This is a genomic window from Streptomyces sp. NPDC055962, from assembly GCF_042270185.1.
Taxonomy (GTDB): Bacteria; Actinomycetota; Actinomycetes; order Streptomycetales; family Streptomycetaceae; genus Streptomyces.
The window spans coordinates 112,198-136,525 of the sequence record NZ_JBHJYN010000009.1; the positions used below are offsets into that span (position 1 = coordinate 112,198).

The 24,328-nt window shown below is 71.8% G+C and carries 27 protein-coding genes and 1 tRNA gene; 22 read left to right on the forward strand and 6 right to left on the reverse strand.

The genetic code is table 11. From position 1 onward, the window contains the following. Nucleotides 1-26 precede the first annotated feature (26 nt). Nucleotides 27-809: a class I SAM-dependent methyltransferase gene (locus ACFC51_RS24565; protein WP_376530789.1), complete on the forward strand. Its 783-nt coding sequence runs from the start codon at nucleotides 27-29 to the stop codon at nucleotides 807-809. 73 nt (nucleotides 810-882) lie between these two features. On the opposite strand, the gene ACFC51_RS24570 is transcribed toward ACFC51_RS24565, so the two are convergent. Further along, nucleotides 883-1,632, reverse strand: a complete 750-nt coding sequence (locus ACFC51_RS24570; RefSeq protein ID WP_376530791.1) for a cobalt-precorrin-6A reductase — start codon at nucleotides 1,630-1,632, stop codon at nucleotides 883-885. A gap of 15 nt (nucleotides 1,633-1,647) precedes the next feature. On the opposite strand from ACFC51_RS24570, the gene ACFC51_RS24575 reads away from it, so the two are divergent. Further along, the gene (locus ACFC51_RS24575) at nucleotides 1,648-2,766 is read left to right on the forward strand and encodes a cobalt-precorrin-5B (C(1))-methyltransferase (protein WP_376368462.1); all 1,119 of its coding nucleotides are present in this window, start codon (nucleotides 1,648-1,650) and stop codon (nucleotides 2,764-2,766) included. 198 nt (nucleotides 2,767-2,964) lie between these two features. On the opposite strand, the gene cobM is transcribed toward ACFC51_RS24575, so the two are convergent. Both cobM and cbiE read right to left on the reverse strand, forming a co-directional pair. After that, a complete protein-coding gene (gene cobM, locus ACFC51_RS24580; protein WP_376368460.1) occupies nucleotides 2,965-3,714 on the reverse strand; it encodes a precorrin-4 C(11)-methyltransferase in 750 nt (249 codons plus the stop codon). Further along, nucleotides 3,711-5,054: a precorrin-6y C5,15-methyltransferase (decarboxylating) subunit CbiE gene (gene cbiE, locus ACFC51_RS24585; RefSeq protein WP_376368458.1), complete on the reverse strand. Its 1,344-nt coding sequence runs from the start codon at nucleotides 5,052-5,054 to the stop codon at nucleotides 3,711-3,713. The genes cobM and cbiE overlap by 4 nt, the downstream gene beginning before the upstream one ends. 182 nt (nucleotides 5,055-5,236) lie before the next feature. Here cbiE and ACFC51_RS24590 point away from each other — a divergent pair, with 182 nt between their 5' ends. The 6 genes from ACFC51_RS24590 to ACFC51_RS24615 all read left to right on the forward strand — a co-directional run bounded on the left by ACFC51_RS24590 (nucleotide 5,237) and on the right by ACFC51_RS24615 (nucleotide 10,614). After that, nucleotides 5,237-5,647, forward strand: a complete 411-nt coding sequence (locus ACFC51_RS24590) for a YciI family protein (RefSeq protein ID WP_376530794.1) — start codon at nucleotides 5,237-5,239, stop codon at nucleotides 5,645-5,647. A gap of 29 nt (nucleotides 5,648-5,676) precedes the next feature. Further along, nucleotides 5,677-6,933: an RNA polymerase sigma factor gene (locus tag ACFC51_RS24595; protein ID WP_376530797.1), complete on the forward strand. Its 1,257-nt coding sequence runs from the start codon at nucleotides 5,677-5,679 to the stop codon at nucleotides 6,931-6,933. A gap of 64 nt (nucleotides 6,934-6,997) precedes the next feature. Then, nucleotides 6,998-7,609 (forward strand): HhH-GPD-type base excision DNA repair protein, encoded by a 612-nt coding sequence (locus ACFC51_RS24600; protein WP_376368453.1) that lies wholly within the window; start codon nucleotides 6,998-7,000, stop codon nucleotides 7,607-7,609. 197 nt (nucleotides 7,610-7,806) lie between these two features. Next, the gene (locus ACFC51_RS24605; RefSeq protein WP_376530799.1) at nucleotides 7,807-9,354 is read left to right on the forward strand and encodes a M28 family metallopeptidase; all 1,548 of its coding nucleotides are present in this window, start codon (nucleotides 7,807-7,809) and stop codon (nucleotides 9,352-9,354) included. A gap of 225 nt (nucleotides 9,355-9,579) precedes the next feature. Beyond that, nucleotides 9,580-9,876, forward strand: a complete 297-nt coding sequence (locus ACFC51_RS24610; RefSeq protein WP_014155093.1) for a type II toxin-antitoxin system VapB family antitoxin — start codon at nucleotides 9,580-9,582, stop codon at nucleotides 9,874-9,876. A gap of 141 nt (nucleotides 9,877-10,017) precedes the next feature. Then, the gene (locus ACFC51_RS24615) at nucleotides 10,018-10,614 is read left to right on the forward strand and encodes a LytR C-terminal domain-containing protein (protein ID WP_376368489.1); all 597 of its coding nucleotides are present in this window, start codon (nucleotides 10,018-10,020) and stop codon (nucleotides 10,612-10,614) included. Nucleotides 10,615-10,669: 55 nt separating this feature from the next. On the opposite strand, the gene upp is transcribed toward ACFC51_RS24615, so the two are convergent. After that, entirely contained in the window at nucleotides 10,670-11,305 is a 636-nt protein-coding gene (gene upp, locus ACFC51_RS24620) for a uracil phosphoribosyltransferase (RefSeq protein WP_073750868.1), read from the reverse strand. Nucleotides 11,306-11,421: 116 nt separating this feature from the next. Between upp and ACFC51_RS24625 the strand changes: the two genes are divergently transcribed. The 4 genes from ACFC51_RS24625 to ACFC51_RS24640 all read left to right on the forward strand — a co-directional run bounded on the left by ACFC51_RS24625 (nucleotide 11,422) and on the right by ACFC51_RS24640 (nucleotide 13,128). After that, nucleotides 11,422-11,658, forward strand: coding sequence for a hypothetical protein (locus ACFC51_RS24625; RefSeq protein WP_376368449.1), 237 nt, complete (start codon nucleotides 11,422-11,424; stop codon nucleotides 11,656-11,658). Nucleotides 11,659-11,875: 217 nt separating this feature from the next. Further along, nucleotides 11,876-12,451, forward strand: a complete 576-nt coding sequence (locus ACFC51_RS24630) for a hypothetical protein (RefSeq protein WP_376368488.1) — start codon at nucleotides 11,876-11,878, stop codon at nucleotides 12,449-12,451. Between the two features lie 81 nt (nucleotides 12,452-12,532). After that, nucleotides 12,533-12,961, forward strand: a complete 429-nt coding sequence (tadA, locus tag ACFC51_RS24635; protein ID WP_376530801.1) for a tRNA adenosine(34) deaminase TadA — start codon at nucleotides 12,533-12,535, stop codon at nucleotides 12,959-12,961. A 79-nt stretch (nucleotides 12,962-13,040) separates the two neighbouring features. Further along, nucleotides 13,041-13,128 (forward strand) — tRNA-Ser (locus tag ACFC51_RS24640). A gap of 68 nt (nucleotides 13,129-13,196) precedes the next feature. On the opposite strand, the gene ACFC51_RS24645 is transcribed toward ACFC51_RS24640, so the two are convergent. Beyond that, nucleotides 13,197-13,472, reverse strand: coding sequence for a hypothetical protein (locus ACFC51_RS24645; RefSeq protein ID WP_376530804.1), 276 nt, complete (start codon nucleotides 13,470-13,472; stop codon nucleotides 13,197-13,199). Nucleotides 13,473-13,568: 96 nt separating this feature from the next. Here ACFC51_RS24645 and ACFC51_RS24650 point away from each other — a divergent pair, with 96 nt between their 5' ends. The 6 genes from ACFC51_RS24650 (at nucleotide 13,569) to ACFC51_RS24675 (ending at nucleotide 18,946) form a co-directional block, all read left to right on the forward strand. Beyond that, nucleotides 13,569-14,216, forward strand: a complete 648-nt coding sequence (locus ACFC51_RS24650; protein ID WP_376368443.1) for a TetR/AcrR family transcriptional regulator — start codon at nucleotides 13,569-13,571, stop codon at nucleotides 14,214-14,216. 112 nt (nucleotides 14,217-14,328) lie between these two features. Next, nucleotides 14,329-15,942 carry an MDR family MFS transporter gene (locus ACFC51_RS24655; RefSeq protein WP_376530918.1) on the forward strand — a complete coding sequence of 538 codons (1,614 nt, stop codon included), beginning with the start codon at nucleotides 14,329-14,331 and terminating at the stop codon, nucleotides 15,940-15,942. A gap of 391 nt (nucleotides 15,943-16,333) precedes the next feature. Next, complete coding sequence (locus tag ACFC51_RS24660; protein WP_376368441.1) at nucleotides 16,334-16,498, forward strand: hypothetical protein; 165 nt, start codon at nucleotides 16,334-16,336, stop codon at nucleotides 16,496-16,498. A gap of 9 nt (nucleotides 16,499-16,507) precedes the next feature. Continuing rightward, nucleotides 16,508-16,801, forward strand: coding sequence for a Dabb family protein (locus ACFC51_RS24665; protein WP_376530807.1), 294 nt, complete (start codon nucleotides 16,508-16,510; stop codon nucleotides 16,799-16,801). 186 nt (nucleotides 16,802-16,987) lie between these two features. Further along, nucleotides 16,988-17,845, forward strand: a complete 858-nt coding sequence (locus ACFC51_RS24670) for an RNA polymerase sigma factor SigF (RefSeq protein ID WP_376368437.1) — start codon at nucleotides 16,988-16,990, stop codon at nucleotides 17,843-17,845. 234 nt (nucleotides 17,846-18,079) lie between these two features. After that, on the forward strand, nucleotides 18,080-18,946 hold the full coding sequence (locus tag ACFC51_RS24675) for an RNA polymerase sigma factor SigF (protein WP_376368435.1): 867 nt from the start codon (nucleotides 18,080-18,082) through the stop codon (nucleotides 18,944-18,946). A 249-nt stretch (nucleotides 18,947-19,195) separates the two neighbouring features. On the opposite strand, the gene ACFC51_RS24680 is transcribed toward ACFC51_RS24675, so the two are convergent. Then, nucleotides 19,196-19,411, reverse strand: a complete 216-nt coding sequence (locus ACFC51_RS24680; protein ID WP_329230956.1) for a hypothetical protein — start codon at nucleotides 19,409-19,411, stop codon at nucleotides 19,196-19,198. Between the two features lie 326 nt (nucleotides 19,412-19,737). On the opposite strand from ACFC51_RS24680, the gene ACFC51_RS24685 reads away from it, so the two are divergent. The 4 genes from ACFC51_RS24685 to ACFC51_RS24700 all read left to right on the forward strand — a co-directional run bounded on the left by ACFC51_RS24685 (nucleotide 19,738) and on the right by ACFC51_RS24700 (nucleotide 24,321). Continuing rightward, a complete protein-coding gene (locus tag ACFC51_RS24685) occupies nucleotides 19,738-20,250 on the forward strand; it encodes a MarR family winged helix-turn-helix transcriptional regulator (protein WP_376368433.1) in 513 nt (170 codons plus the stop codon). A 23-nt stretch (nucleotides 20,251-20,273) separates the two neighbouring features. Next, nucleotides 20,274-22,766, forward strand: coding sequence for an MFS transporter (locus ACFC51_RS24690; protein WP_376368431.1), 2,493 nt, complete (start codon nucleotides 20,274-20,276; stop codon nucleotides 22,764-22,766). Nucleotides 22,767-22,949: 183 nt separating this feature from the next. Continuing rightward, nucleotides 22,950-23,768: a YceI family protein gene (locus tag ACFC51_RS24695; RefSeq protein ID WP_376368429.1), complete on the forward strand. Its 819-nt coding sequence runs from the start codon at nucleotides 22,950-22,952 to the stop codon at nucleotides 23,766-23,768. A gap of 82 nt (nucleotides 23,769-23,850) precedes the next feature. After that, nucleotides 23,851-24,321: a PPOX class F420-dependent oxidoreductase gene (locus tag ACFC51_RS24700; RefSeq protein WP_376368427.1), complete on the forward strand. Its 471-nt coding sequence runs from the start codon at nucleotides 23,851-23,853 to the stop codon at nucleotides 24,319-24,321. The last annotated feature ends 7 nt before the right edge of the window (nucleotides 24,322-24,328 follow it).

A 24,328-nucleotide genomic window follows, 5' to 3' on the forward strand; every position in this document is an offset into this window, starting at 1 on the left:
CCGCGGTCCGTGCCAGGATGTCCGCCATGGCCGATCGCGCGCTGAGTTTCGGGCCGGCCGCTCAGGCGTACGAGCGGTTCCGGCCCGGGTACACCGTGGAACTCGTCGACAGAGTGCTGGAGTACGCGCACGGGCCGGTCCGGACCGCCCTGGAGATCGGCGCCGGGACGGGCAAGGCGACCCGCCTGTTCGCCGGCCGGGGCATCGCGGTCACCGCGACCGAGCCCGACGAGGCCATGCTCGCCGAGCTGCGTCGGCATGCCCCGGCGGGGGTCAGGACCGTACGGTCCGCGTTCGAGGACCTGCGCACGGGGGCCCGGTACGAACTGGTCTTCGCGGCGGCCGCGCTGCACTGGACCGCCCCGGCGGGCCGGTGGCCGCGCATGGCCGGACTGCTGGAGCCGGGCGGTGTGTTCGCCTCGTTCGGCGGGCCGGTCCAGCTCTCCGACGCGGCGGTGCGGGAAGCCGTACGCGCGGCCCGGGCCCCCTTCATGGGGAGCGACGAGGTGCCGTCCCCGGACGGGACACCGCCGCAGGACGCCATGCAGTGGCCGGGCACGGAGCTCCGGGGATCCGAGTGGTTCACGGATGTCCAGCAGTCCGTGGTCGAGCACCGCCTGACCATGGGAGCCCGCGACTACGTCGGCCTTCTCTCGACGGTCTCGGCCTATCTCGTCCTGCCCGCCGCCCGGCGGGAGCAGGTCCTCGGACGGATCATGCGGGTCCTTCCCGGAACGGTCGAGGTCACGGCCGACGTCACCGTGCATCTCGCCCGCCGCGTGGCGGAGCACGTGCTTCCGGCCCGGTGAGCACCGTGAGCACCGGTATGCAGGGGGGCCTGCACACCGGTGCAGGCCGCTGTCGGGCCGGCCTTCCGGCGGGTCACCGTCCCGTGAGGGTCCGCAGCAGGGCGAGCGCCTCCTCCGGCGTCCCGGCCACCGGCACACCTGGAGGGACCGGCGGCCTGGCGACCACGACCACGGGGATCCCGGCCTCGCGGGCGGCGGTGAGCTTGGGCGCGGTCGCGTCGCCGCCGCTGTCCTTGGTGACCAGGACGTCGACACGGTGACGCCGGATCAGCTCCCGCTCGCCCGCCAGGGAGAACGGGCCCCGGTCGAGCAGGACCTCCGTCCGCGCGGGATGGGGGGCGTCGGGGGCGTCCACCGAGCGCACCAGGAACCACAGCGCGTCCAGGGCGGCGAACGCCCCCAGGCCCATGCGCCCGGTGGTGAGGAAGACACGTGAGCCCAGACCCGGCAGCAGCTCCGCCGCGCCCGTGAGGGAGTCGGTGAGGTGCCACCGGTCCCCCTCCACGGGTACCCAGCCGGGCCGCCGGAGGGCCAGCAGGGGAACATGGACAGCGGTGGCCGCCGAGGCCGCGTTGAAACTGATCGTTCCGGCGAAGGGATGAGTGGCATCGATGACCGCATCCACGTGGTGTGCGCGGAGCCACTCGGCCATGCCCTCGGCACCGCCGAAGCCGCCGACGCGCACCTCACCGGGCGGCAGCCTCGGCCGGGCGACCCGGCCGGCGAGCGAGCTGGTCACCCGGAACCCGTCCACGGCCACCAGGGACTCCGCCAGCCGGCGGGCCTCCGTCGTGCCGCCGAGGACGAGTACGTGCAAGGGCATCCGATCGGTCCATCCATGAGCAGTGAGGCGCAGGGCGGGCGCGCCGCCCAACTCAAGCACACCGGTCTGCGGCCGGGATGGACGACCGGGGCGTGCGCGACGGCGGCGGCCACAGCCGCGTACACCGCCCTGCTGACCGGTGAGTTCCCCGATCCGGTGACCATCACCCTGCCCAAGGGCCAGACCCCCGCCTTCGCCCTGGCGGTGGAGGAGCTCGGCGACGGGCAGGCCACGGCCGGGGTGGTCAAGGACGCGGGCGACGATCCCGACGTCACCCACGGCGCCCTGGTGCGGTCCACCGTGCGGCTGCTGCCCGCCGGGTCCGGCGTGGTGTTCCGGGCGGGACCCGGCGTGGGTACGGTGACGCTCCCCGGGCTGCCGCTCGACGTCGGGGAGCCCGCGATCAACCCCGTCCCCCGCCGGATGATGAGGGAGCACATCGCGCGGGTGGCGGAGGAGCACGGCGGCACCGGCGATGCCGAGATCACCGTCTCGGTGGACGACGGCGAGGAGATCGCACGTTTCACGTGGAACATTCGCCTGGGCATCCTGGGCGGGATCTCGATCCTTGGCACGACGGGCATCGTGGTGCCGTACTCCTGCTCGGCCTGGATCGACTCGATCCGCCGCGGGGTGGACGTGGCGCTCGCGGCCGGACACCGCCATGTCGCGGGGTGCACGGGTTCGACCTCGGAGAAGACGGTGGTGGCCGAGTACGGACTGCCGGAGATCGCCCTGCTGGACATGGGGGACTTCGCGGGCGCCGTCCTGAAGTACGTGCGCCGGCACCCCGTGGAGCGGCTGACCGTCTGCGGCGGGTTCGCCAAGCTGTCGAAGCTGGCCGCCGGGCATCTGGACCTGCACTCGGGCCGTTCCCAGGTCGACAAGCCGTTCCTGGCGCGTCTGGCGCGCCAGGGCGGCGCGAGCGAGGCGCTGGCGGGGGAGATCGAGGTCGCCAACACCGGCCTCGCGGCACTTCAGTTGTGCATGGCTGCGGGGGTGCCGCTCGGCGACCTGGTCGCGGTGGCGGCCCGCGACCAGGCACTGTCGGTCCTGCGAGGAGCACCGGTCGCGGTGGACGTCATCTGCATCGACCGGGCGGGAGCCGTCGTCGGGCGCAGCGAGGTGCGCTGAGCGCGGGCGGGAGCGTCCGTCCCGCCCGCGGCCCCGCGCGACGACCCGACCGCCGTCCCGCGGCGCAGAACCCAGCCCGCTGCCCCGCGCGAGGACCCGACCGCCGCGCCGCGCAACGACCCGAACGCCGCCCCACGCGAGGACCCGAACGCCGCCCCACGCGAGGATCAGCCCGCCGCCCCGCCCGAGGACCGAACGTCAGCAGCTGTGGCGGTCCCGCGCCGGGGAGTAGAGGTGGCTGTCGCGGAACTGCTCCGCGCCCAGCGTCCGGCCGACCATGATCACCGCGGTCCGGATGACCCCTGCCTCCTTCACCTGCCCGGCGATGGAGTCCAGCGTCCCGCGCAGGACGATCTCGTCCGGGCGCGAGGCCATGGCTACCACGGCGGCGGGGCAGTCCGCCCCGTAGTGCGGCAGCAGTTCGTCGACCACGCGGTCCACGTAACGCGCGGCGAGGTGCAGCACGATCAGCGCGCCGCTGCGGCCGAGCGTGGCCAGGTCCTCGCCCTTCGGCATGGCCGTGGCCCGCTGGGCGATCCGGGTGAGGATCACGGTCTGGCCGACCGTGGGCACCGTCAGCTCCCGCTTGAGCGCCGCCGCGGCAGCAGCGAAGGCGGGCACCCCGGGCACCACCTCGTACGGCACGCCGGCCGCGTCGAGGCGGTGCATCTGCTCGTTCACGGCGCTGAAGACCGACGGGTCGCCGGAGTGCAGCCGGGCCACGTCGTGGCCCTCCTCGTGGGCCCGCACCAGCTCCGCGGTGATCTGGTCGATGTCCAGCAGGGCCGTGTCCACGAGCCGCGCGCCGGGCGGGCAGGCGTCGAGCAGCTCGCGGGGGACCAGGCTTCCCGCGTACAGGCACACCGGGCTGGCGGCGAGGACGCGGGCGCCGCGCACCGTGATCAGGTCGGCGGCGCCGGGTCCCGCACCGATGAAGTACACGGTCATCTGTCGTCTCCTGGGGCGTGCGAGGGGTCGGGAGCGTGCGAGGGGTCGGGAGCGTGCGAGGGGTCGGGGGCGTGCGAGGGGTCGGGCGCGTGCGAGGGCTTCTGTACGGACCACTGGGTGACGGGCATGGCCTGACGCCAGCCGGTGAACCCCCCGACGGGCACGGCGTGGGCCACGGCGAGGCGGACCAGTTCGCCGCCGAGCCGCCGGTACCACGCGGCGAGGAGCGCCTCCGACTCCAGTGTCACCGTGTTGGCGACCAGCCGGCCGCCCGGGGGCAGCGCCTCCCAGCAGGCGTCGAGCAGCCCGGGTGCGGTCAGTCCGCCGCCGATGAACACCGCGTCGGGCTCCGGCAGTCCGGCCAGGGCGTCCGGTGCGCGCCCGGTGACCACGCGCAGCCCGGGGACGCCGAGCCGGTCGGCGTTGCGGGCGATGCGCGCCGCCCGTGCCGGATCGCGTTCGACGGTCACGGCTCGACAGGACGGATGGGTCCGCATCCACTCCGCGGCGATGGACCCGGAGCCTCCGCCGACGTCCCAGAGGAGTTCACCGGGGGCGGGCGCGAGCACGCCGAGCGTGGCCGCCCGCACATGGCGCTTGGTGAGCTGCCCGTCGTGTTCGTACGCCTCGTCGGGAAGCCCGGGCACGGCTCCGAGGCGCAGGGTCCCCGGGGTGCGCCGGCACTCCACCGCGACGATGTTGAGCGGATCGCCGGGAGGGTGCTCCCAGGTGTCGGCGATGCCGTCCAGGCAGTCCTCGGCCGGGGAACCGAGCTGTTCCAGCACCCGCATCCGGCTGGGCCCGAAACCCCGGTCGCGCAGGAGCGCGGCCACGGCGGCGGGCGTGGCCGCGTCCGCGGACAGCACCAGCAGCCGGCGCCCGTCGTGCAGCGCGGAGGCCAGCCGGGCGGTGGGCCGCCCGACGAGGGTGACGGTCCCGGTGTCCTCCACCGGCCAGCCGAGCCGGGCGCAGGCGTACGACACCGAGGAGGGGTGCGGCAGGACGTGCAGCGCCCCGGCGCCCAGCTCCTCGGTGAGGGCCCGGCCGATGCCGTAGAACATGGGGTCGCCGCTGGCCAGCACCGCGGTCCTGCTCCCCGCGTGGGCGGCGATCAGGCCACGCACGGCGGGCCGCAGAGGCGACGGCCAGGGCTCCCGCAGGCCCCGGCATTCCGGTGGGAGCAGAGCCAGTTGGCGTTCGCCGCCGATCAGGACCTCCGCGTCCAGGAGCACCGCGCGGGCGCTCTCCGGAAGACCGGCCCAGCCGTCGGCGCCGATCCCCACGACGCTCACGGCGGACGCGGACGCCGGGACGGCGGGCGGTGGTGACACGGGTGACACAGCCGGTACCTCGGGGTTGGTGGGACGACGCAGCCGAACTCTACGGGGGCGGCATCCGGACCCGCGCGGCGGAGTGATTCCGGAAAACTTCCCGCGTGGTGTCGAGGACCGGCCGACGGCTCCGACGTCCCCTGTGAGAGTCGCCCACGAGGGGCGGCGACCGGGAAGCCGAGGAGGACACCATGAAGTACCTCGTGATGGTCCAGGGTTCGCAGGCCGACTACGAGGCCATGAGCGGCAAGCCGTCGGCCGGGAGCCCCGCCTGGAGCAAGGAGGACGTGCAGGCGATGTTCGCCTTCATGGGAAACCTCAACAACGACCTGGCCGAGTCGGGTGAGCTGGTCGAGGGCCAGGGCCTGACCGAACCCGCCAGGACCCGCTCGGTGCTGCCGGGCGCGGACGGCAGGCCGGTGGTCACGGACGGCCCCTACGGCGAGACCAAGGAGCAGCTCGCCGGGTACTGGGTGCTCGACTGCGCGAGTCTGGAGAGGGTCACCGAGATCGCGGCGCGCATCCAGGAGTGTCCGCAGCCCGAGGGCGCGCCCGTCTACCCGGTGCTGATCCGTCCGATCGACGACGGCGCCCCCGCGTAGGACGCCGACGCTCCGCCGGGAGGGACCGCGTGAACGGCACGCCGGCCGGCATCGAGGACCTGCTGCGCCATCACGCGCCGCAGGTCCTCGGCGCGCTCGTCCGCCGCTACGGGCACTTCGACACGGCGGAGGACGCGGTGCAGGAGGCGATGCTCGCGGCGTGCCGGCAGTGGCCTGCCGAGGGGGTGCCCGGCAATCCGCGCGGCTGGCTCATCAGGACCGCGTCCAGGCGGCTGACGGACCAGCTGCGCAGCGACTCCGCGCGGCGGCGGCGTGAGGCGACGGCCGCGGCACTCACCCCGCGCGACGCCTTCACCGCCCCGCCCCCCGGGGAGAGCCGGGCGCCGTCCGCCGACGACACGCTCACCCTGCTCTTCCTCTGCTGCCACCCCGCGCTCTCCCCCGCCGCCCAGGTCGCGCTGACGCTGCGCGCCGTCGGCGGACTGACGACGGCCGAGATCGCCCGCGCCCATCTGGTGCCCGAGGCGACGATGGCGCAGCGGATCAGCCGCGCCAAGCAGAAGGTCCGGGGCGAGCCGTTCCGGCAGCCCGGCCCCGCCGACCGCGACCAGCGTCTCGGCGCGGTGCTCCAGGTGCTCTACCTGATCTTCAACGAGGGGTACACCGCGACGTCCGGCAGCGACCTGCACCGCGCCGACCTGGCCCGGGAGGCGATCCGGCTGACCCGTGCGGTACGCGGGCTGCTGCCCCGGGACGGGCGGGTGACCGGGCTGCTGGCGCTGATGCTGCTCACCGAGGCCCGCAGCGGGGCGCGCACCGGACCGCAGGGTGAGCTGATCCCGCTCGACGAGCAGGACCGCGCCCGCTGGGACCGCGCGGCCGTCGCGGAGGGCACCGCCCTGGTGGAGGAGGCCCTGTCCCGGGGTCCGGCCGGGGCCTACCAGCTTCAGGCGGCGATCGCCGCGCTGCACGACGAGGCGGCCCGGGCCGAGGACACCGACTGGCCCCAGATCCTCGCGCTGTACGACCTCCTCGTTCACCGGTCCCCGGAGCCGATGGCCGAGCTGAGCAGGGCGGTGGCCCTGGCCATGGTGCAGGGACCCGAGGCGGGGCTGGCAGCCGTCTCCGCCCTGGAGGACAGGTTGGCGGGACACCACCGGCTGGACGCCGTGCGGGCCCATCTGCTGGAGAGGGCGGGGGACCACGAGGCCGCACACGCGGCCTACCGGCGGGCGGCGGGCCGCACACTGAGCGCACCCGAGGCCCGCTACCTGCGGATGAGGGCCGCCCGGCTCCTGCCGCCGGCCGGTGGGAGCCCCGCGTAGGCGGACCACCGCCGCCGTGGTGACCGAGTCGCCGATCCCGGACTCCCTCGCGATCATCGAATACATGACCACGAGCGACAGCGGCAAGGCCCGCACCGTACGGATCGCCCAGGAGCCCGACGCGGACGCGCTGCTGGGCCGCAGTCCGCTGGCCGCCCTCGTCGGCATGCTGCTGGACCAGCAGGTGCCGATGGAATGGGCGTTCACCGGGCCTCTCACACTGGCCCGGCGCATGGGCGGGGACGATCTGGACGCCCGGGAGATCGCCGCCCACGACCCCGAGGCCTTCACCGAGCTGTTCACCGCGAAGCCGGCCCTGCACCGGTACCCGGGCTCCATGGCCAAGCGGGTGCAGCAGCTCTGCCAGTTCCTGGTGGCGGAGTACGACGGGCGGGCGGAAGCGGTCTGGGCGGACGCCGCCACAGGGGCCGAGCTGCGGAAACGGCTCAATGCCCTGCCCGGTTTCGGGGCCCAGAAGGCGCAGATCTTCCTGGCCCTGCTGGGCAAGCAGTTCGGCGTGCGTCCGACGGGCTGGCGGGAAGCCGCAGGAGCGTACGGCGAGGAGGGCTCGCACCGGTCGGTGGCCGACATCACCGGCCCCGACTCGCTCGCCGAGGTGCGGGCCTTCAAACAGCAGGCGAAGGCGGCGGCCAAGGCGGCAGGCCGGTCCGCATGACCGCGAACGGCCGGGCGGCCCGGCCGAGCCGGGACGGCGTCCGGTCCGCACGACCGCACCCTGCATCCGTGCCACGGCCCGTACCCCCACCCGTACAGAACCAGCCATGCACCCGGTCAGGAACGGCCACACCTGTTCACAGACACCGGCCGGATCGCTAGCTTCCCCCCACATCCGTTCACACCGGAAGGACTCCTGTGCACGCACACCGTCGCAGAGCCGTGGCAGTCGTGGCCGCCACCGCCTTGGCCGCACCGCTTCTCCTCGCCGCGTCCCCGGACCACGGACACGGGTCGCAGGACCCGGCCAAGGACGCCGCCAAGCTCTCCCGGCAGCTGGTCAAGAACTCCTCCGCCAAGGACGCCTACCGGCATCTGGAACGGTTCCAGGCCATAGCCGACTCGGCGGACGGACACCGCGCGGCCGGTTCGCCCGGCCACGACGCCTCCGCCGCCTACGTCCACCGGCTGCTCCGGAAGGCCGGATACCGGGTCGGCTACCAGGCGTTCGACTTCCTCTACACCGAGACCCTCGCCGAGAAGCTCGCCGTGGTCTCCCCCACCCCCCGGGACATCTCCATCCGGGCGATGACGTACACCGCCTCCACCGCCGAGGGGGGCATCACGGCCGCTCTCGCCGCCGTCCCCGTCGACGACACCACCGGCTGCGAGGCGGCCGACTACGCCTCCGCCGCGTTCACCGGGAAGATCGCCCTCATCAAGCGGGGCGGCTGCTCCTTCGCGGAGAAGCAGGCGGCGGCCGCGGATGCGGGCGCGGCCGGTGCGGTCGTCTACAACAACACCGAAGGAGTCCTCTCCGGGACCCTCGGGGACGCCGAGGCCGGAAGGATCCCCACAGGCGGACTCACCCAGGACGAGGGCGAGAAGCTGGTCGCGGACCTGGCGCAGGGCGAGGTGACGGTCTCCTTCGAGATCCGCGAGTTCCAGGAGGAGCGCACCACCCGCAACGTCGTGGCCGAGACGCCCGGGGGTGACGCGTCGAAGACGGTCATGCTCGGCGCGCACCTCGACTCGGTCACCGACGGTCCCGGCATCAACGACAACGCCTCCGGCTCGGCCGGACTCCTCGAAGTCGCCCTGGAACTGGCCGAGTCCCACCGGACACCCGTCAACAAGGTGCGGTTCGCCTGGTGGTCGGCGGAGGAGAACGGGCTGCTGGGCTCGGAGGCGTACGTCGCGAAGCTCTCCGAGGCACAGCGCGGGAAGATCGCGCTCTACCTCAACTTCGACATGATCGCCTCCCCGAACGGCGCGCAGTTCGTCTTCGACGGCGACGACTCCGACGGCACCGGAGCGGGACCCGGCCCCGAGGGGTCCGCCCAGCTGGAGCGCGACATCAACGCGTTCCTGGACAGCAGGGACGAGCCGCACACCGGCACGGACTTCACCGGCCGCTCCGACTACGGCCCGTTCATCGAGGCCGGCATCCCCGCCGGCGGCACCGACACCGGCGCCGAGGGCATCAAGACGGCCGAGCAGGCCGAGACGTACGGCGGAGAGGCCGGCCTCGCGTACGACCCCTGCTACCACGCGGCCTGCGACGACCTCGACAACGTCGACATGAAGCACTTCGACACCAACATCGACGTGATCGCCCACGCCGTGGGCACCTACGCGCACGACCTGAGCTCCCTGAGCCGGCCGGTGCCGGCCGCTCCGGCCTCCGGCGAGGCCAGGAACAGCGGCGGGCTGCGGGAGGGCCACGCGCACGGCGTCACCGGCTGACGCACCTCGCTCTCCGCGGGCTCCGGACCCCACCCGTCCCGCGGGGAGCGACGCACCCGGGCTTCACCGGGCCGTCACCGCGCAGCCACCAGGGCACCGACACGAACATGCCCCGCAAACATGACAGACCGAACGGCGATTCATCCCGTTCTGTAGCGTTTCGAACGGCATTCCGGTCGTGTTCCGTGGCTGCGCCCGGAGCCCCTTGCCCGGTAGGCTTTCCGTGTGATCTTCAAGCGCATCGGAAATGGGCGGCCATATCCCGACCACGGCCGGGAAAGCACCCGACAGTGGGCGGATGTCGCGCCGCGTCCGGTCCGCCTGGACCAGCTCGTGACCACCAAGGGCCAGCTGGACCTCGAGACCCTGCTCGCCGAGGACTCCACGTTCTACGGCGACCTCTTCGCCCACGTCGTGAAATGGCAGGGCGATCTCTACCTCGAGGACGGGCTGCACCGCGCGGTGCGCGCCGCCCTCCAGCAGCGCCAGGTGCTGCACGCACGCGTGCTCGAGATGGGCTGAACGCGCCACACCCACCCGTGGAGCATTTCGGGCCTTTCGAGTGCTTTTATGCACGTTCGGGTGCCATAGGTTGATCGTTTAGTAGGCATCATCACCAGGTCGCACTACGCTGCGCCCATGAGCATGCTCACCCCTCCCGGCATGGGCGGAAAGTACCGCATCACGGGTAACACCTACCCCCGCATGCGCCGCCCCCGCAATCGCCGCAAGCTGGTGCTCTCGGCGGCCGCCGCCGTGGTGGCCCTCGGCCTGGCCGGTTGGGGCACGCTCCAGCTCATCGACGTCTTCACCGGCGGCGACAAGCAGGCCAACGCCGCCGCCCACCCGAAGGCCTGCCCCTCCCCGAGCGCCTCGGCGCCCGCGAAGGCGCTGCCGAAGCCGGCCGCCATCAAGGTCAACATCTACAACGCGACGCCCCGCAGCGGGCTCGCCAAGGCCGCGGCGGACGAGCTCAAGAAGCGTGGCTTCGCCATCGGCAAGGTGGACAACGCCCCGGCCGCCTACGACAAGAAGGTGCCCGGCACCGGGATGCTGCTCGGCGGTCCGACCGCCATGAACGGTTCGTTCCCGGTGCTCGCCACACAGCTGCCGGGAGCGGCGCAGAAGACCGACACCCGCAGGACCACGGACGTCGACCTGATCATCGGCACGAAGTTCAAGGCGTTCAGCACGCCCGCGGCCGCCGCGTCGGCGCTCACGGCGCTGGCGAAGCCGGCCCCGGCACCGTCCTCCTGCTGAGGCGGCCGGGGCTGTCCGGCGGCGCGTCCCGGCCGGGAGGCCGGGGCGGCCCTGTCTAGTCGACGGTGCCGTACATCCGGTCGCCGGCGTCGCCGAGCCCGGGCACGATGTAGCCGTTCTCGTTGAGCCGCTCGTCGACCGAGGCCGTGACGACCGTGACCGGCGTCCCCGCCAGCTCGCGCTCCATCACCTCGACGCCCTCGGGCGCCGCCAGCAGCACGACCGCGGTGACATCGTCCGCACCGCGCTTGATCAGCTCCCGGATGGCCGCGACGAGCGTGCCTCCGGTGGCCAGCATCGGGTCCAGGACGTAGACCTGACGGCCGGAGAGGTCCTCGGGCATCCGCGTCGCGTACGTCTCCGCCTGGAGCGTCTCCTCGTTGCGGATCATGCCCAGGAAGCCGACCTCGGCGGTCGGGAGCAGCCGCACCATGCCGTCCAGCATGCCGAGACCGGCGCGCAGGATCGGGACGACCAGGGGACGCGGATGCGACAGCTTCACCCCGGTCGTGGGCGTCACCGGGGTCTCGATGTCGACCTGCTCGGTCCGCACATCCCTGGTGGCCTCGTAGGCGAGGAGGGTGACCAGCTCGTCGGCGAGCCGCCGGAAGGTCGGGGAGTCGGTGCGCTTGTCGCGCAGCGTGGTGAGTTTGTGCGCCACCAGCGGGTGGTCGACGACGTGGATCCGCATGCCGTCAACAGTAACCGGGCCCCGGACCGGGTTCCCGCCGGTCCGCACTGGCATCAAGCACCTGTTCGGGGGGAAGGTGGGGTGCATACGGACCCGGGCTTGGGGTGGTGTGTCGATTGCGCGACGGGGAGCGGCGGGATCAGCGGCGGGCCGGACGCGACGCGCGCGACCTGCCCGAGGCTCAGGAGAACGTGCCGGACGCGCAGGAGAGTGATGCGGCGCGCCGCAGGCGCAGGGCGCAGTTCCTCCGTGAGCTCCACGAGGCGAAGCAGTTGCGCGACCGGGTCCAGCCGCGCCGGGCCCGCGCGGCCCGTATGCGCCAACAGATGCGGATGCGTACGTTCCGCTGGTGAGACCGTCCGCCGGGGCCGCCCGGCGGCCCCGGCGCGGCCCTGGTGAACACCGTCAGCCGGCACCCGCTCCAGGAACTGATGGCCGACGCAACGGTCGAAGAGGTCTCGCATCGCGCTCGTTTCTGCCACGATGCCGATTGGGCGGGACCCAGAGCAGCCGGATGACCGTCTGCCCTCCCGTCGGACCGATTCACCTATGACCAGTGGGAGAGTCACGGTGTACTTCGCCGCACTGCTCGCGCGCACCGAAGACGGGTGGGAAGCGAGCGATACAGAGCTCGACGATGTGGAAACCCTGTCCGACCTGACGGATCTGGCCCGTGAGGCCTCGGTGGACGAGGACACGGTCCTCGTCTACATCGAGCAGGAGGACGCCTGGTTCGGCGTCGTCCGGGTGGACGGTGAGGAGGACCCCCGTATCTACGTCTCGGACGCGTCCGCCGCCGCCCGCTCCTCGTACGGGGAGATCCTGCTCACCGATGAACTGCTCGGCCGCGAACCGGGGGCCGAGGACGAGATCGCCGCACTCGAGGAGCTCGTCGACCTCGACGGTACGGAGGACGGCGAGCCGGACGAAGCCCAGGACAGCGGTGACGGCCGGGCCGGCCACGCTGTCACCGAACCCGACCTGGAGGACGACCCCGACGCCGTACCGGCGGGGCCGCTGGGCGATCTCGGGGTCCTCGCCGACCTCGGGCTGTCCGAGAAGGATCTGCTGACCCTGCGCACCGACGCGCTGGCGGAGATCGCGGACGCGCTGGGAGCGGCCGAGGTCCTGGAGGCCGTCCGTTAGGGTCCGCGGGTGAACGCACCACCACCCACCCCCTCCTCACCGCCTCCCCCCGATCCCCTGCGGGACCCGTGGCAGGCATCCATGCGCCGAGCCCTGAGTGAGGCGGCGCAGGCGGCGTCGGCCGGCGATGTGCCGGTCGGCGCCGTCGTCCTCGGCCCGGACGGTGCCCTGCTGGCCACCGGCCACAACGAGCGCGAGGCGACCGCCGACCCGACGGCGCACGCCGAGGTGCTGGCCCTGCGCCGTGCCGCCGCGGCCCTCGGCTCCTGGCGGCTGACCGGCTGCACGCTCGTGGTCACCCTGGAGCCCTGCACGATGTGCGCGGGCGCGCTCGTCCAGTCCCGGATCGACCGGGTGGTCTACGGTGCCCGCGACGAGAAGGCGGGCGCCGCGGGTTCGCTCTGGGACGTCGTACGCGACCGCAGGCTCAACCACCGCCCCGAGGTGATCCACGGCGTCCTGGAGTACTCCTGCGCACAGCTGCTGACCGCGTTCTTCCGGGAGCGCTGAGCCGTCCCGGCGGGTGTCCCTGACGGGCGCGTGGAATCGGATTTCGAACCAGGGCCCGGCATGGTCTAAGCTCTCTCTCGGTAGCGTGTCCGAGCGGCCGAAGGAGCTCGCCTCGAAAGCGAGTGTGGCGTAACCCGTCACCGTGGGTTCAAATCCCACCGCTACCGCTGGTGAATGAAGGGACCGACCCTCTCGGGGGTCGGTCCCTTCACTGCGTTCCGCCCCGGTTCCCGTCTCAGCGGGCCCGGAACGTCCTGACGCCGCCGGGCTCGAAGTCGTGGACGTCCTGGCGGACGCGGAGGCCGTCGACGGCTCCGGTCCACGTGCGGTCATGGCCCTTGCCCACCGCGGCCGTGAGGACCGCCGCCCCGGGGCCGCCGTCGTCGAGTACCTCCTGCACGTCCTCCAGCGAGCACCTCGCGGCCTGGGCGCAGGCGGCGACCTCGTTGCCCGTGAGGTACCAGCAGCCGGTCGAGGTGGCGTCGATGAAGTCGCTCCAGCGGTTCGTCACCGGGGCTGCGCCCGGGACCCGGACCGGACCCGGACCCGGACCGGACCCGGACCGGACCCGGAAAATAATTTTGCAGGATGTGCATCTTTGCCTACTATGCACGTTGTGCCGAAGACCACGACATCCGCGCCAGGGCTGCGGGAGCGCAAGAAGCAGGCCACGCGCCGGGCCATCGCGGAGGCGGCCGTACGGCTGGCCGCCGAGCACGGTGTCGAGCACGTCACGGTCGAGGCCATCAGTGAGGCCGCCGGTGTCTCGCCCAGGACGTTCTTCAACTACTTCCCCAGCCACGACGACGCGTTCGTCCTGATCGACGACGAGCTGGGAGAGCGGATCAGGGAGTCCGTGCGCTCCGCTCCCGCCGACCGGCACCCGCTCGACGTCGTACGCGACGCCCTCGTCACCGAGCTCGACGGCTTCGAGAGCCGCCAGGAGCTGTGGGCCCTGCAGTCCCAGGTGCTCCAGCGCTCGCCGCACCTCATCCACCGCGGCCTCCAGGCGCACGTGGCGGACGAGCGGGCGCTCGCCGCCGCCCTCACCGACTGGCTCCACGGCACGGGCCCGGACGGCGAAGAGGACCCCGGCACCGCTCTCTTCGCACGGCTCCTCGCCGCCGTCACCCAGACCGCCCTGCGGGTCGCCCTGGAGCACTGGTGCGAACGCGCGGGCGAGACCGCGCTCGCGGACGCCTTCCACGAGGTCTTCACCCAGCTGGCCCAGGGACTCCCGCGCCCCACCGAGTAGCGGGGCCGGCCCGCACCGGCGGCCGCCCGCACTCCACCGACCCCGTTCTGCTCCCGTACCGAAGAAGGACACCGTGACCGCTACCGAGGCGCCCGAGCAGGCGCCCACCTCCATGTCCAACCGTCAGATACTCCAGGCGATGTCCGGCCTGATGGCGGGCATGTTCGTCGCCATCCTCGCGGGTACGGTCGTCGCCAACGCCCTGCCGCGGATCATCGCCGACCTCGGCGCGAGCCAGTCCTCGTACACCTGGGTCGTGACCTCCGAGCTGCTCGCCATGACGGCCACCGTGCCGCTGTGGGGCAAGCTCGCCGACCTCTTCAACCAGAAGCTGCTGCTCCAGCTGTCGCTCGGCCTGTTCGTGGTCGGCTCCCTGGTGGCCGGCTTCTCACAGGACGTCGTCACCCTGATCATCAGCCGGGTCATCCAGGGCGTCGGCGCCGGTGGCCTCACGGCGCTGGCCCAGATCGTGATGGCGGCGATCATCCCGCCACGCCGGCTCGGCAAGTACGCGGGCATCTTCGGCGCGGTCTTCGCCGTGGGCACGGTCGCGGGGCCGCTGATCGGCGGTGTCCTCGTGGACACCTCGTGGCTCGGCTGGCGCTGGTGCTTCTTCATCGGTGTGCCGTTCGCGCTGGCCGGGATCGTGCTGCTCCAGCGCACCCTGAAGCTCCCGACGGTGCGCCGCCAGGTCCGGATCGACTGGCTGGGCGCCTTCCTGATCGTGGCGGGCGTCTGCGCGCTGCTGATCTGGACGTCGCTCGCGGGCAACAGCTTCGACTGGGCCTCCTGGCAGACGGCCGCCCTGGTGACCGCCGGCGTGGTGCTGCTGGTCGCGGCGGTCTTCGTCGAGTCCAGGGCCGCCGAGCCGATCATCCCGCTGGACATCTTCCGTAACCGCACGGTGTCGCTCACGACCCTGGCGAGCTTCTTCGTCGGCATCGCGATGTTCGCCGGAACCGTGTTCCTGTCCCAGTACTTCCAGATCTCGCTGGGCAAGTCCCCGACCGTCGCGGGGCTCATGAGCCTCCCGCTGATCGGCGGCCTGCTGGTCTCCTCCACCATCGCCGGGCAGATCATCTCCGCGACCGGCAAGTGGAAGATCTACCTCGTCTCGGGCGCCGTCGTCATGACCGCGGGCCTCGGCCTGCTCTCGACCATCGACGCCGACACCCACTTCGGCCTGCTCAGCGTCTACATGGCCTTCATGGGCATCGGCGTCGGCATGCTGATGCAGAACCTCGTGCTCGCCGCGCAGAACGACGTGCCCGCCCACGAGCTGGGCGCCGCGACCTCCGTGCTGTCCTTCTTCCGCAGCCTCGGCGGCACCATCGGCACCAGCGTGCTCGGCGCGATCCTCGCGAACCGGGTGGCCGACGAGATGGCCAAGGGCCTCGCCGAGAACGGCATCCCGGTGGCGGGCGGCGGCGGACACGGCAGCGCCGTGCCCGACATGACCAAGCTGCCCGAGCCGATGAAGAACATCGTCGAGCACGCCTACGGCGTCGCGACCGGCGACCTCTTCCTCATCGCCACCCCGTTCGCCTTCCTCGGTCTGCTCGCGGTGCTCTTCATCAAGGAGAAGCCCCTCAAGACGACCAGCGGCATGGAGCGCCTCGCCGCGGAGGACGCCGCCGCGGCCGTCACCGTGCCGGCGCCCCGGGACGGTTCGGAGCCGGGCGCCCCGGACACCGCCCCCGGCGCGGCCGGCCTCCGCAAGGACTGACCCGCGGCAGGGACGCGGCACACGAAGGGCCCGGCGCGGTGCGCCGGGCCCTTCGGACATCAGGTCGGGGGAAGCGGCATCGGGGGGACAAGCCGCTTCCCCCGGTGAGAACGGGGACCGTAGGTCCTCGCCGCGGTCGGGGGGAAGTCACGCGGTGGGGACCTCGTGGAGGTCCCGTTCCTCGGCCCGCGCATTCCTGAGGGTGCGGCGGGCCCGCTTCCCATCCTCCTCCTCGACGTAAGCCGCAGCCGCCGACAAAGGGCCCGAATCAATAGGTCCTTCGACCCTGAAAGCCGCCCGAGTGATCGGAAACGGCCAGCGGATACGGCCATACGTGCGGCTAGAATCACCCGACTGCACAGGTGATCGAAGGGGAGAGGCGGGGCTGGCCGTGGTGCAAGCGAGGAAGATCGCGCTCTACATGATTGTGGTCTTCGTGCTGTACACGATCATCACCTCGCCCGAGCGGGCCGCCGACCTCGTCCAAGTAGGGTTCGAAGGTATTTCGAGCGCCGCGCAGGGCGTCGGAGACTTCATGTCCGAGCTCGTGAAGTAGGAGAACCCCATGATCCGCCACCTGGTCCTGTTCAAGCTGAACGACGGCGTCGAGCGGGACGATCCGCGGGTCGTCGCCGGCGCGGAGGCCTTCCGGGAGCTCGGCGGGAAGATCCCCGAGCTGGAGTTCTGGGAGTGCGCCTGGAACATCACCGACCGGCCGATCGCCTACGACTTCGCCATCAACTCGGCGGTCGCCGACGAGGGCGCCCTCAAGCGGTACGTCGAGCACCCCGAGCACCAGGCCGCCGCCGGCCAGTGGCGCGAGTTCGCCACTTGGGTGATCGCCGACTACCCCTTCTGACCCTTTCGGCCGCCCGGTCCCGCCGGCCCCTCCCCTACGGGGGTGGGGCTTTTCGGCATGTTTAAACCAAAACGCCCTCAACACGACTCCATGCGGTGCTTGCACACAGTGGACATGTCTTGTGATGCTATGACCGCTTTTGACGGATGAGTTGACCGTAGTTGACCGCAAAGGGGTGGCGACACCGTGCCGGCCAGTACAGCGCCTCAAGTCCCGCCCCAGAACGTCCAGACGGACGACATCCAGACCGAGACCCCCGATCCGAACACGCCCGCGCGGACCCGGGGCGCGGACACCAGAGCGCTGACCCAGGTGCTGTTCGGACGGCTCAAGGACCTCGAACCCGGCACCTCCGAGCACCACACGGTGCGTACGGCCCTGATCGAGGCCAACCTGCCGCTCGTGCGCTACGCGGCGGCCAGGTTCCGCAGCCGCAACGAGCCGATGGAGGACGTCGTCCAGGTCGGCACCATCGGACTGATCAACGCGATCGACCGCTTCGACCCGGAACGCGGCGTCCAGTTCCCCACGTTCGCCATGCCCACCGTCGTCGGCGAGATCAAGCGCTACTTCCGGGACAACGTCAGGACCGTGCACGTGCCCCGGCGGCTGCACGAGCTCTGGGTCCAGGTCACCGGCGCCACCGAGGACCTGACGACCGCTCACGGACGCTCCCCGACCACCGCCGAGATCGCCGAGCGCCTGAAGATCTCCGAGGACGAGGTCCTCGCCTGCATCGAGGCGGGCCGCTCGTACCACGCGACCTCGCTGGAGGCCGCGCAGGAGGGCGACGGCCTGCCCGGACTCCTGGACCGACTCGGCTACGAGGACCCCGCGCTGGCCGGCGTCGAGCACCGGGACCTGGTCCGGCACCTGCTCGTCCAGCTCCCCGAGCGCGAGCAGCGCATCCTCCTGCTGCGCTACTACAACAACCTGACGCAGTCCCAGATCAGCGCCGAACTGGGCGTCTCCCAGATGCATGTGTCAAGGCTTCTGGCCAGAAGTTTCGCCCGACTCAGGTCCGCAAACAGGATCGAGGCGTAACCAGAACGGGTAGACCCCTGGAGGACAGGATCCCGGGGCGCAAAAGCCGCACACCCCCAGTTTCCTGCGCAGTTCTCACGCTTACTTGTCGACATGTCACTACAGCGTGTTGCCGACATGTGACATTCTGCTGGAACCGCGTTTGCCGCAGCCCTACCTCCGGTATTCAGGTGGAGGCTGCGTTCCTCCGATGGTCGTGGCCACCGCGACCGTCCGCGACCTCAAGGGGGTGGCATGTCCACAGAACAGGGCAGCTCGAAGGTGCTCACGCTCACGAAGAGCGTGCCGGCACCCGCCGTGCTCACCAGCTCGCCGGAAGCCATCGACACCCGCACCCTGTCCCGCTCCCTGTTCCTGCGGCTCGCCGCCCTGGGTCCCGCATCGGGCCCCGACGGAACGGACAGCCCGGAGCGGGCCTATGTGCGGGACACACTCATCGAGCTCAACCTCCCGCTCGTGCGGTACGCGGCGGCGCGGTTCCGGAGCCGTAACGAACCCATGGAGGACATCGTCCAGGTCGGGACGATCGGCCTGATCAAGGCGATCGACCGCTTCGACTGCGAACGGGGCGTCGAGTTCCCCACGTTCGCGATGCCGACCGTCGTCGGGGAGATCAAGCGCTTCTTCCGCGACACCTCCTGGTCGGTGCGGGTGCCGCGCCGCCTCCAGGAGCTGCGGCTCGCCCTCACCAAGACCAGTGACGAGCTCGCCCAGAAGCTCGACCGCTCGCCGACGGTGCCGGAGCTGGCCAAGGCGCTCGGGGTCTCCGAGGAGGACGTGGTCGACGGCCTGGCCGTGGGCAACGCCTACACGGCGTCCTCCCTGGACTCGCCCTCCCCCGAGGACGACGGCGGCGAGGGCTCGCTGGCGGACCGCCTCGGGTACGAGGACTCCGCGCTGGAAGGCGTCGAGTACCGCGAGTCCCTGAAGCCGCTGCTGGCCAAGCTCGCTCCGCGCGAGCGGCAGATCATCATGCTGCGCTTCTTCGCCAACATGACGCAGTCGCAGATCGGCGAGGAGGTCGGCATCTCGCAGATGCACGTCTCGCGCCTGCTGACGCGCACGCTCACCCAGCTCAGGGAAGGGCTCATCGCCGACTGACCCCTGCGGGTCCGTCCGGAAAGGCTCACGGAGCCGCCGGGGCACGATCGCCGCACCGGCGGCTCCGCCGTGTCCGGACCCCGCACGGCCGGCGTGGACTCCCGGCGGGGGAACGCAGACGCTCCCGCGCCGACGTGCGGAGCGGGAGCGGTACGGAACTGCGGCGCGCACGCTCACGTGGGCGCCCGGAGGACCCTGAGCCCCCGGTGAGGGGCGGTGGGCCGACCGTGGAAGGGGACGGGGGGCCGGTCAGCCGAGCGCGAGCCAGGCGACCGCACCGAGGACGACGATGACCGCGACGACGGCCACGATCACCCCGGTCCTCGGGCCGGACGAGGTCGCGGCGGGCTGCGGCCTGCGCTGCGGCTCGCCCTCGTCGACAAACGCGCGGAACATCTGCGTGCTGCCCGCCGGGTCGTGAGTGCCCTCGGGGCCCGGCTGCGGGGCGTGGGGGTTGTGTGCCATGGCCCAGGACCCTAGCGAACGCGGGCCTTCCGCCCAACCCCCGGGTCCCCGGGGGCCGATGCCCGTCCCTCGCACACACGACCTCTTCACCCGCCCGTCCCGGCGCTCCGCGCCGCCTCCACGGGCCCCACCAGGGGCTCCGCGTGTGGCGAGAGACACATCCGGCGCGGACCGCCCCCCTGTGCGCTGCACGCTTGACCCGGCCCCTACGCAGGCTTTTGCGTTCCTTTACTTCTGCAAGCCCGCTTTCGTTTGCCTGTGGCAACCAACTGCTTCTATCGTTGCCCTAAGCAACAAGATGACCTCGCGAGACGTCTGGAGGGCCGGTGGCAGCACGGAGCCAGTACGAAGAACTGGCCCGGCAGCTCAGCGCCGTCGGAGCCGTCAAGCGGGGCCTCACCCGCATCCTGCCCGCCGAGTGTCCCGGTGGCTCGGCCACCGTGCTGACGCTGCTGGCCAAGTACGGGGAGATGCGGATCTCCCGCCTCGCCGAGCTCCTGTCCGTGAACATGTCCGTGACCAGCAGACATGTGACCCACGCGGTGGAGAACGGCTGGATCGAACGGTCCTCGGACCCGGCGGACAAGCGGTCCCGCATCCTGCGGCTGACCCCCGCCGGCGCCGACATGATCGACGAGCTGAGCCGCCGGACGACGGAGATGTTCGCCGATCACCTCGACGACTGGTCCGACGAAGAAGTCGGACAGCTCAACTCGCTGTTGTCCCGGCTGCGCGACAGCTTCTCCTGCCGCGGCCCCGGAGGGTGCGCCCCCGGACGGCACAGCGGCGACTGCCGCGCCGGGCAATCCGACGATTCGCACACCCGTACACCTGTGTAACAGAAGCAAAGAGAAGGAATTCAATGGCTACGACCACACCATCCGGTGTGCGGGGCGGCCACGCCAAGCACGGGGCTGCAGAAGCCTCCGCCGGCACGCCGATGACACACCGGCAGATCATGGAAGCGCTGACCGGGCTGCTGCTCGGCATGTTCGTCGCGATCCTGTCGTCGACGGTCGTCTCCAACGCCCTGCCCGAGATCATCTCCGACCTCGGTGGCGGCCAGAGCGCCTACACCTGGGTCGTGACGGCCTCACTGCTGGCCATGACCGCCACCACCCCGCTGTGGGGCAAGCTCGCCGACCTGTTCAGCAAGAAGCTGCTGGTCCAGATCGCGCTGGTCATCTACGTGGGCGGCTCCATAGTCGCCGGACTGTCGACCAGCAGCGGCATGCTCATCGCCTGCCGCGTGGTCCAGGGCATCGGCGTCGGCGGCCTCTCCGCCCTCGCCCAGATCGTGATGGCCGCGATGATCGCCCCGCGCGAGCGCGGACGCTACAGCGGCTACCTCGGCGCGGTCTTCGCCGTCGCCACGGTCGGCGGCCCGCTCCTCGGCGGAGTCATCACCGACACCAGCTGGATGGGCTGGCGCTGGTGCTTCTACGTGGGTGTGCCGTTCGCGGTCATCGCCCTCATCGTGCTCCAGAAGACCCTCAAGCTCCCCGTGGTCAAGCGCGAGGGCGTCAAGGTCGACTGGTCCGGCGCCTTCCTCATCAGCGCCGCGGTCTCGCTGCTGCTGCTCTGGGTCACCTTCGCGGGCGACAAGTACGACTGGATCTCCTGGCAGACCTGGACGATGCTCGGCGGAACCGTCGTCCTCGCAGCGCTGTTCCTCTTCGTCGAGACGAAGGCCCGCGAGCCGATCATCCCGCTGCGCCTCTTCCGCAACCGCACCATCACGCTGGCCTCCGCGGCCTCGCTGTTCGTCGGTATCGGCATGTTCGCGGGCACCGTCTTCTTCAGCCAGTACTTCCAGCTGGCGCGGGACAAGTCGCCGACGATGTCCGGCGTCATGACCATCCCGATGATCGCCGGTCTCTTCCTGTCCTCGACCGTGTCGGGCCAGATCATCACCAAGACGGGCCGCTGGAAGGCCTGGCTCGTCACCGGTGGCTTCCTGCTCACCGCGGGCCTCGGCCTGCTGGGCACCATCAGGTACGACACCGAGTACTGGCACATCGCGATCTTCATGTTCGTCATGGGTCTCGGCATCGGCATGATGATGCAGAACCTGGTGCTCGCCACGCAGAACCAGGTGGCTCCCGCCGACCTCGGCGCGGCCAGCTCCGTCGTCACGTTCTTCCGTTCCCTCGGTGGTGCGATCGGCGTCTCGGCGCTGGGTGCCGTCCTGGGCAACCGCGTCACCCACTACGTCAAGGACGGCCTCGCCGACCTCGGCCCGCAGGGTGCGGCGTTCGGCCACGGCGGAACCGGCGGCGGGGGCATCCCCGACCTGGACGCGCTCCCCGCCCCGTTCCGTACGGTCATGGAGGTCGCCTACGGCCACGGTGTCGCCGACGTCTTCCTGTTCGCCGCGCCCGCCGCGCTGGTCGCCTTCCTCCTGACGCTCTTCATCAAGGAGGTCGCGCTGAAGACCAGGTCGGGCAACGAGACCGCACCGGCCGAGGCCGCCGCCACGGAGTCCGTCGAGGCCGCCACCGGCACCGCGCCGATCGCCGAGGGAGCGGCCGGGGTCACCTCGGTCGCCACCCTGGAGGAGACGGCTGCCACCAAGGAGCTGACCATTCAGGGAACGCCCGTACGCGGTGTGGTGCGGGGCGCCGAGGGCGCACCCGTCGCCCGCGCCGCCGTCACGCTGATCTCGCTGGGCGGCCGGCAGCTGGGGCGCTCCGTCGCCCAGGCCGACGGCGGCTACGTGCTGGACGCCCCCAGCTCCGGCAGCTACGTCCTGATCGCGTCCGCCGACGGCTTCCAGCCGCAGGCGTCCACCGTGGTCGTCGGCGACGAGCCGCTGGCCTACGACATCCTGCTCGCCGGTACGAGCGGTCTCTCCGGGACCGTGCGGACCTCCGAGGGCGGCACCCCCGTCCAGGGCGCCATGGTCGTGGTGACCGATGTGCGCGGCGACGTACTGGCCACCGGCGTGTCGAGCGACGCGGGCGAGTTCACCTTCGGTGAACTCATCCCCGGCTCGGTGACCGTCGCCGTCACGGCCGCGGGCTTCCGTCCGCTGGCCCTGCCGGTGGAGGTCGGCGGCCAGGGTGTCACCCGGGTCGACGTGGCCCTGCGCTCCGGCGCGCTGGTACGGGGCGTCGTCAGGGCCGGCTCCGGCCGGGCCCCGCTGCACGACGCCCGCGTCACGCTGATCGACGCGGCCGGCAACGTGGTCGCCACGTCGACCACCGGTGACGACGGTGTCTACGCCTTCACCGACCTGGACGCCGGTGAGTACTCCGTGATCGCGACCGGCTACCCGCCGGTGGCCGGTTCGCTGACGGTGAGCGGCAGCGGAGTCGACGGTCACGACATCGAGCTCGCCCACCCGGGCGAGTAGGAACTCCGGAAGTTCCACAAAGACCCCTGGCGGAACAGCACTTCGAGCGGAGAGGCTGTGGCGCCGGCGGAAATGGGCCCCGTGGCGGGAACGGCAGGCAGGGGACGGCCTGCCGATCCCGCCCGGGGCCCGACTCATTGAGTCGCTGCTTCACGAGTGATTTGAGCAAGGAGAGAACACGGGATGGGACTTCGCGCACAGGTACGGACGCGGGACGGCTGGGCGGTCCAGCACGCGGTCGTGACGGTGACCGACATGACGGGCACCCAGGTGCTCCGCGCCGCCGCCGACGAGAACGGGGCCGTCCGCACCGACGATCTCCTGCAGGCCGGCGCCTACACGGTGATCGTCACCGCGGTGGGTTACGCCCCCGCCGCGTCCACCGCGCTCGTCACGGCCAGCGGCCGGGTCGAGGCCGGGACCGTGGTGCTGGCCCGCCAGGGAGGCGTGGAACTGCCGCCTCCGGGCACCTGGTCGCTGGACCCGGTGCACTCCTCCGTGGCCGCGGTCGCGCAGCACCTGGGGATCTCCAGCGTCCACGGCCGGTTCACCGAGTTCGGCGGCCGGATCGAGATCGCCGAGAACGTCCAGCACTCCCGGGTGGAGGCCTACATCTCCTCCGGCAGCATCGACACGGGCAACGCCATGCGCGACAAGCACCTGCGCTCGGCGGACTTCCTGGACGTGGAGACGTACCCGGAGCTCACCTACCGTTCCCGCGCGCTGACCCCGGCCGGGCCCGACCGCTGGACGGTCCACGGCGTGCTCACGATGCACGGCATCGCGCGCGACGTCGATCTGGACCTCAGCTACCTGGGCACCGGACCCGACCCGTGGGGCGGGGTGCGGGCGGCCTTCAACGCCACCGCCGAGCTGCGCCGCGACGACTTCGCCATGAACTACAACCAGGTGCTGCAGGCGGGCATCTCCGCGATCGGCACGACCCTGCGCGTGGAACTCGACATCCAGGCGGTCCAGGGCGACTCCCTCCCGACGGGCTAGCACCGGCCGCGGCTTCCCGCCCGGCACGCACCTGCTGCGTGCGTACGGCGGGACGTCGCGGACACGGCCTAGGGTGGGCCGCATGGCACCCAACATCGCGACCAACACCACCGTGGAACTCGGGGAACTGCTGGACTTCGTGCGGCCGAGGCACCGGGCGATCCTGCTGACCACCCGGTCCGACGGCCGCCCCCAGGGCTCCCCGCTCACCTGCGGCGTCGACGACGCGGGGCGGATCGTCGTCTCGACCTACCCCGAACGGGCCAAGACCCGTAACGCCAAGCGCGACGAGCGGGTGAGCGTGATCGTCCTGTCGGACGACTGGAACGGCCCGTGGGTCCAGGTCGACGGCTCGGCCGAGGTGATCGACTCGCCGGACTCGGTGGAGCCCCTCGTCGAGTACTTCCGCACCATCTCCGGGGAGCACCCGGACTGGGACGAGTACCGGGCGGCGATGGTCAAGCAGGGGAAGTCCATCATCCGCATCACCCCGGAGCGCTGGAGCCCCATCGCGACCGGTGGCTTCCCCGCCCACCTGGCCGGCGGCAGCTGACCGCACC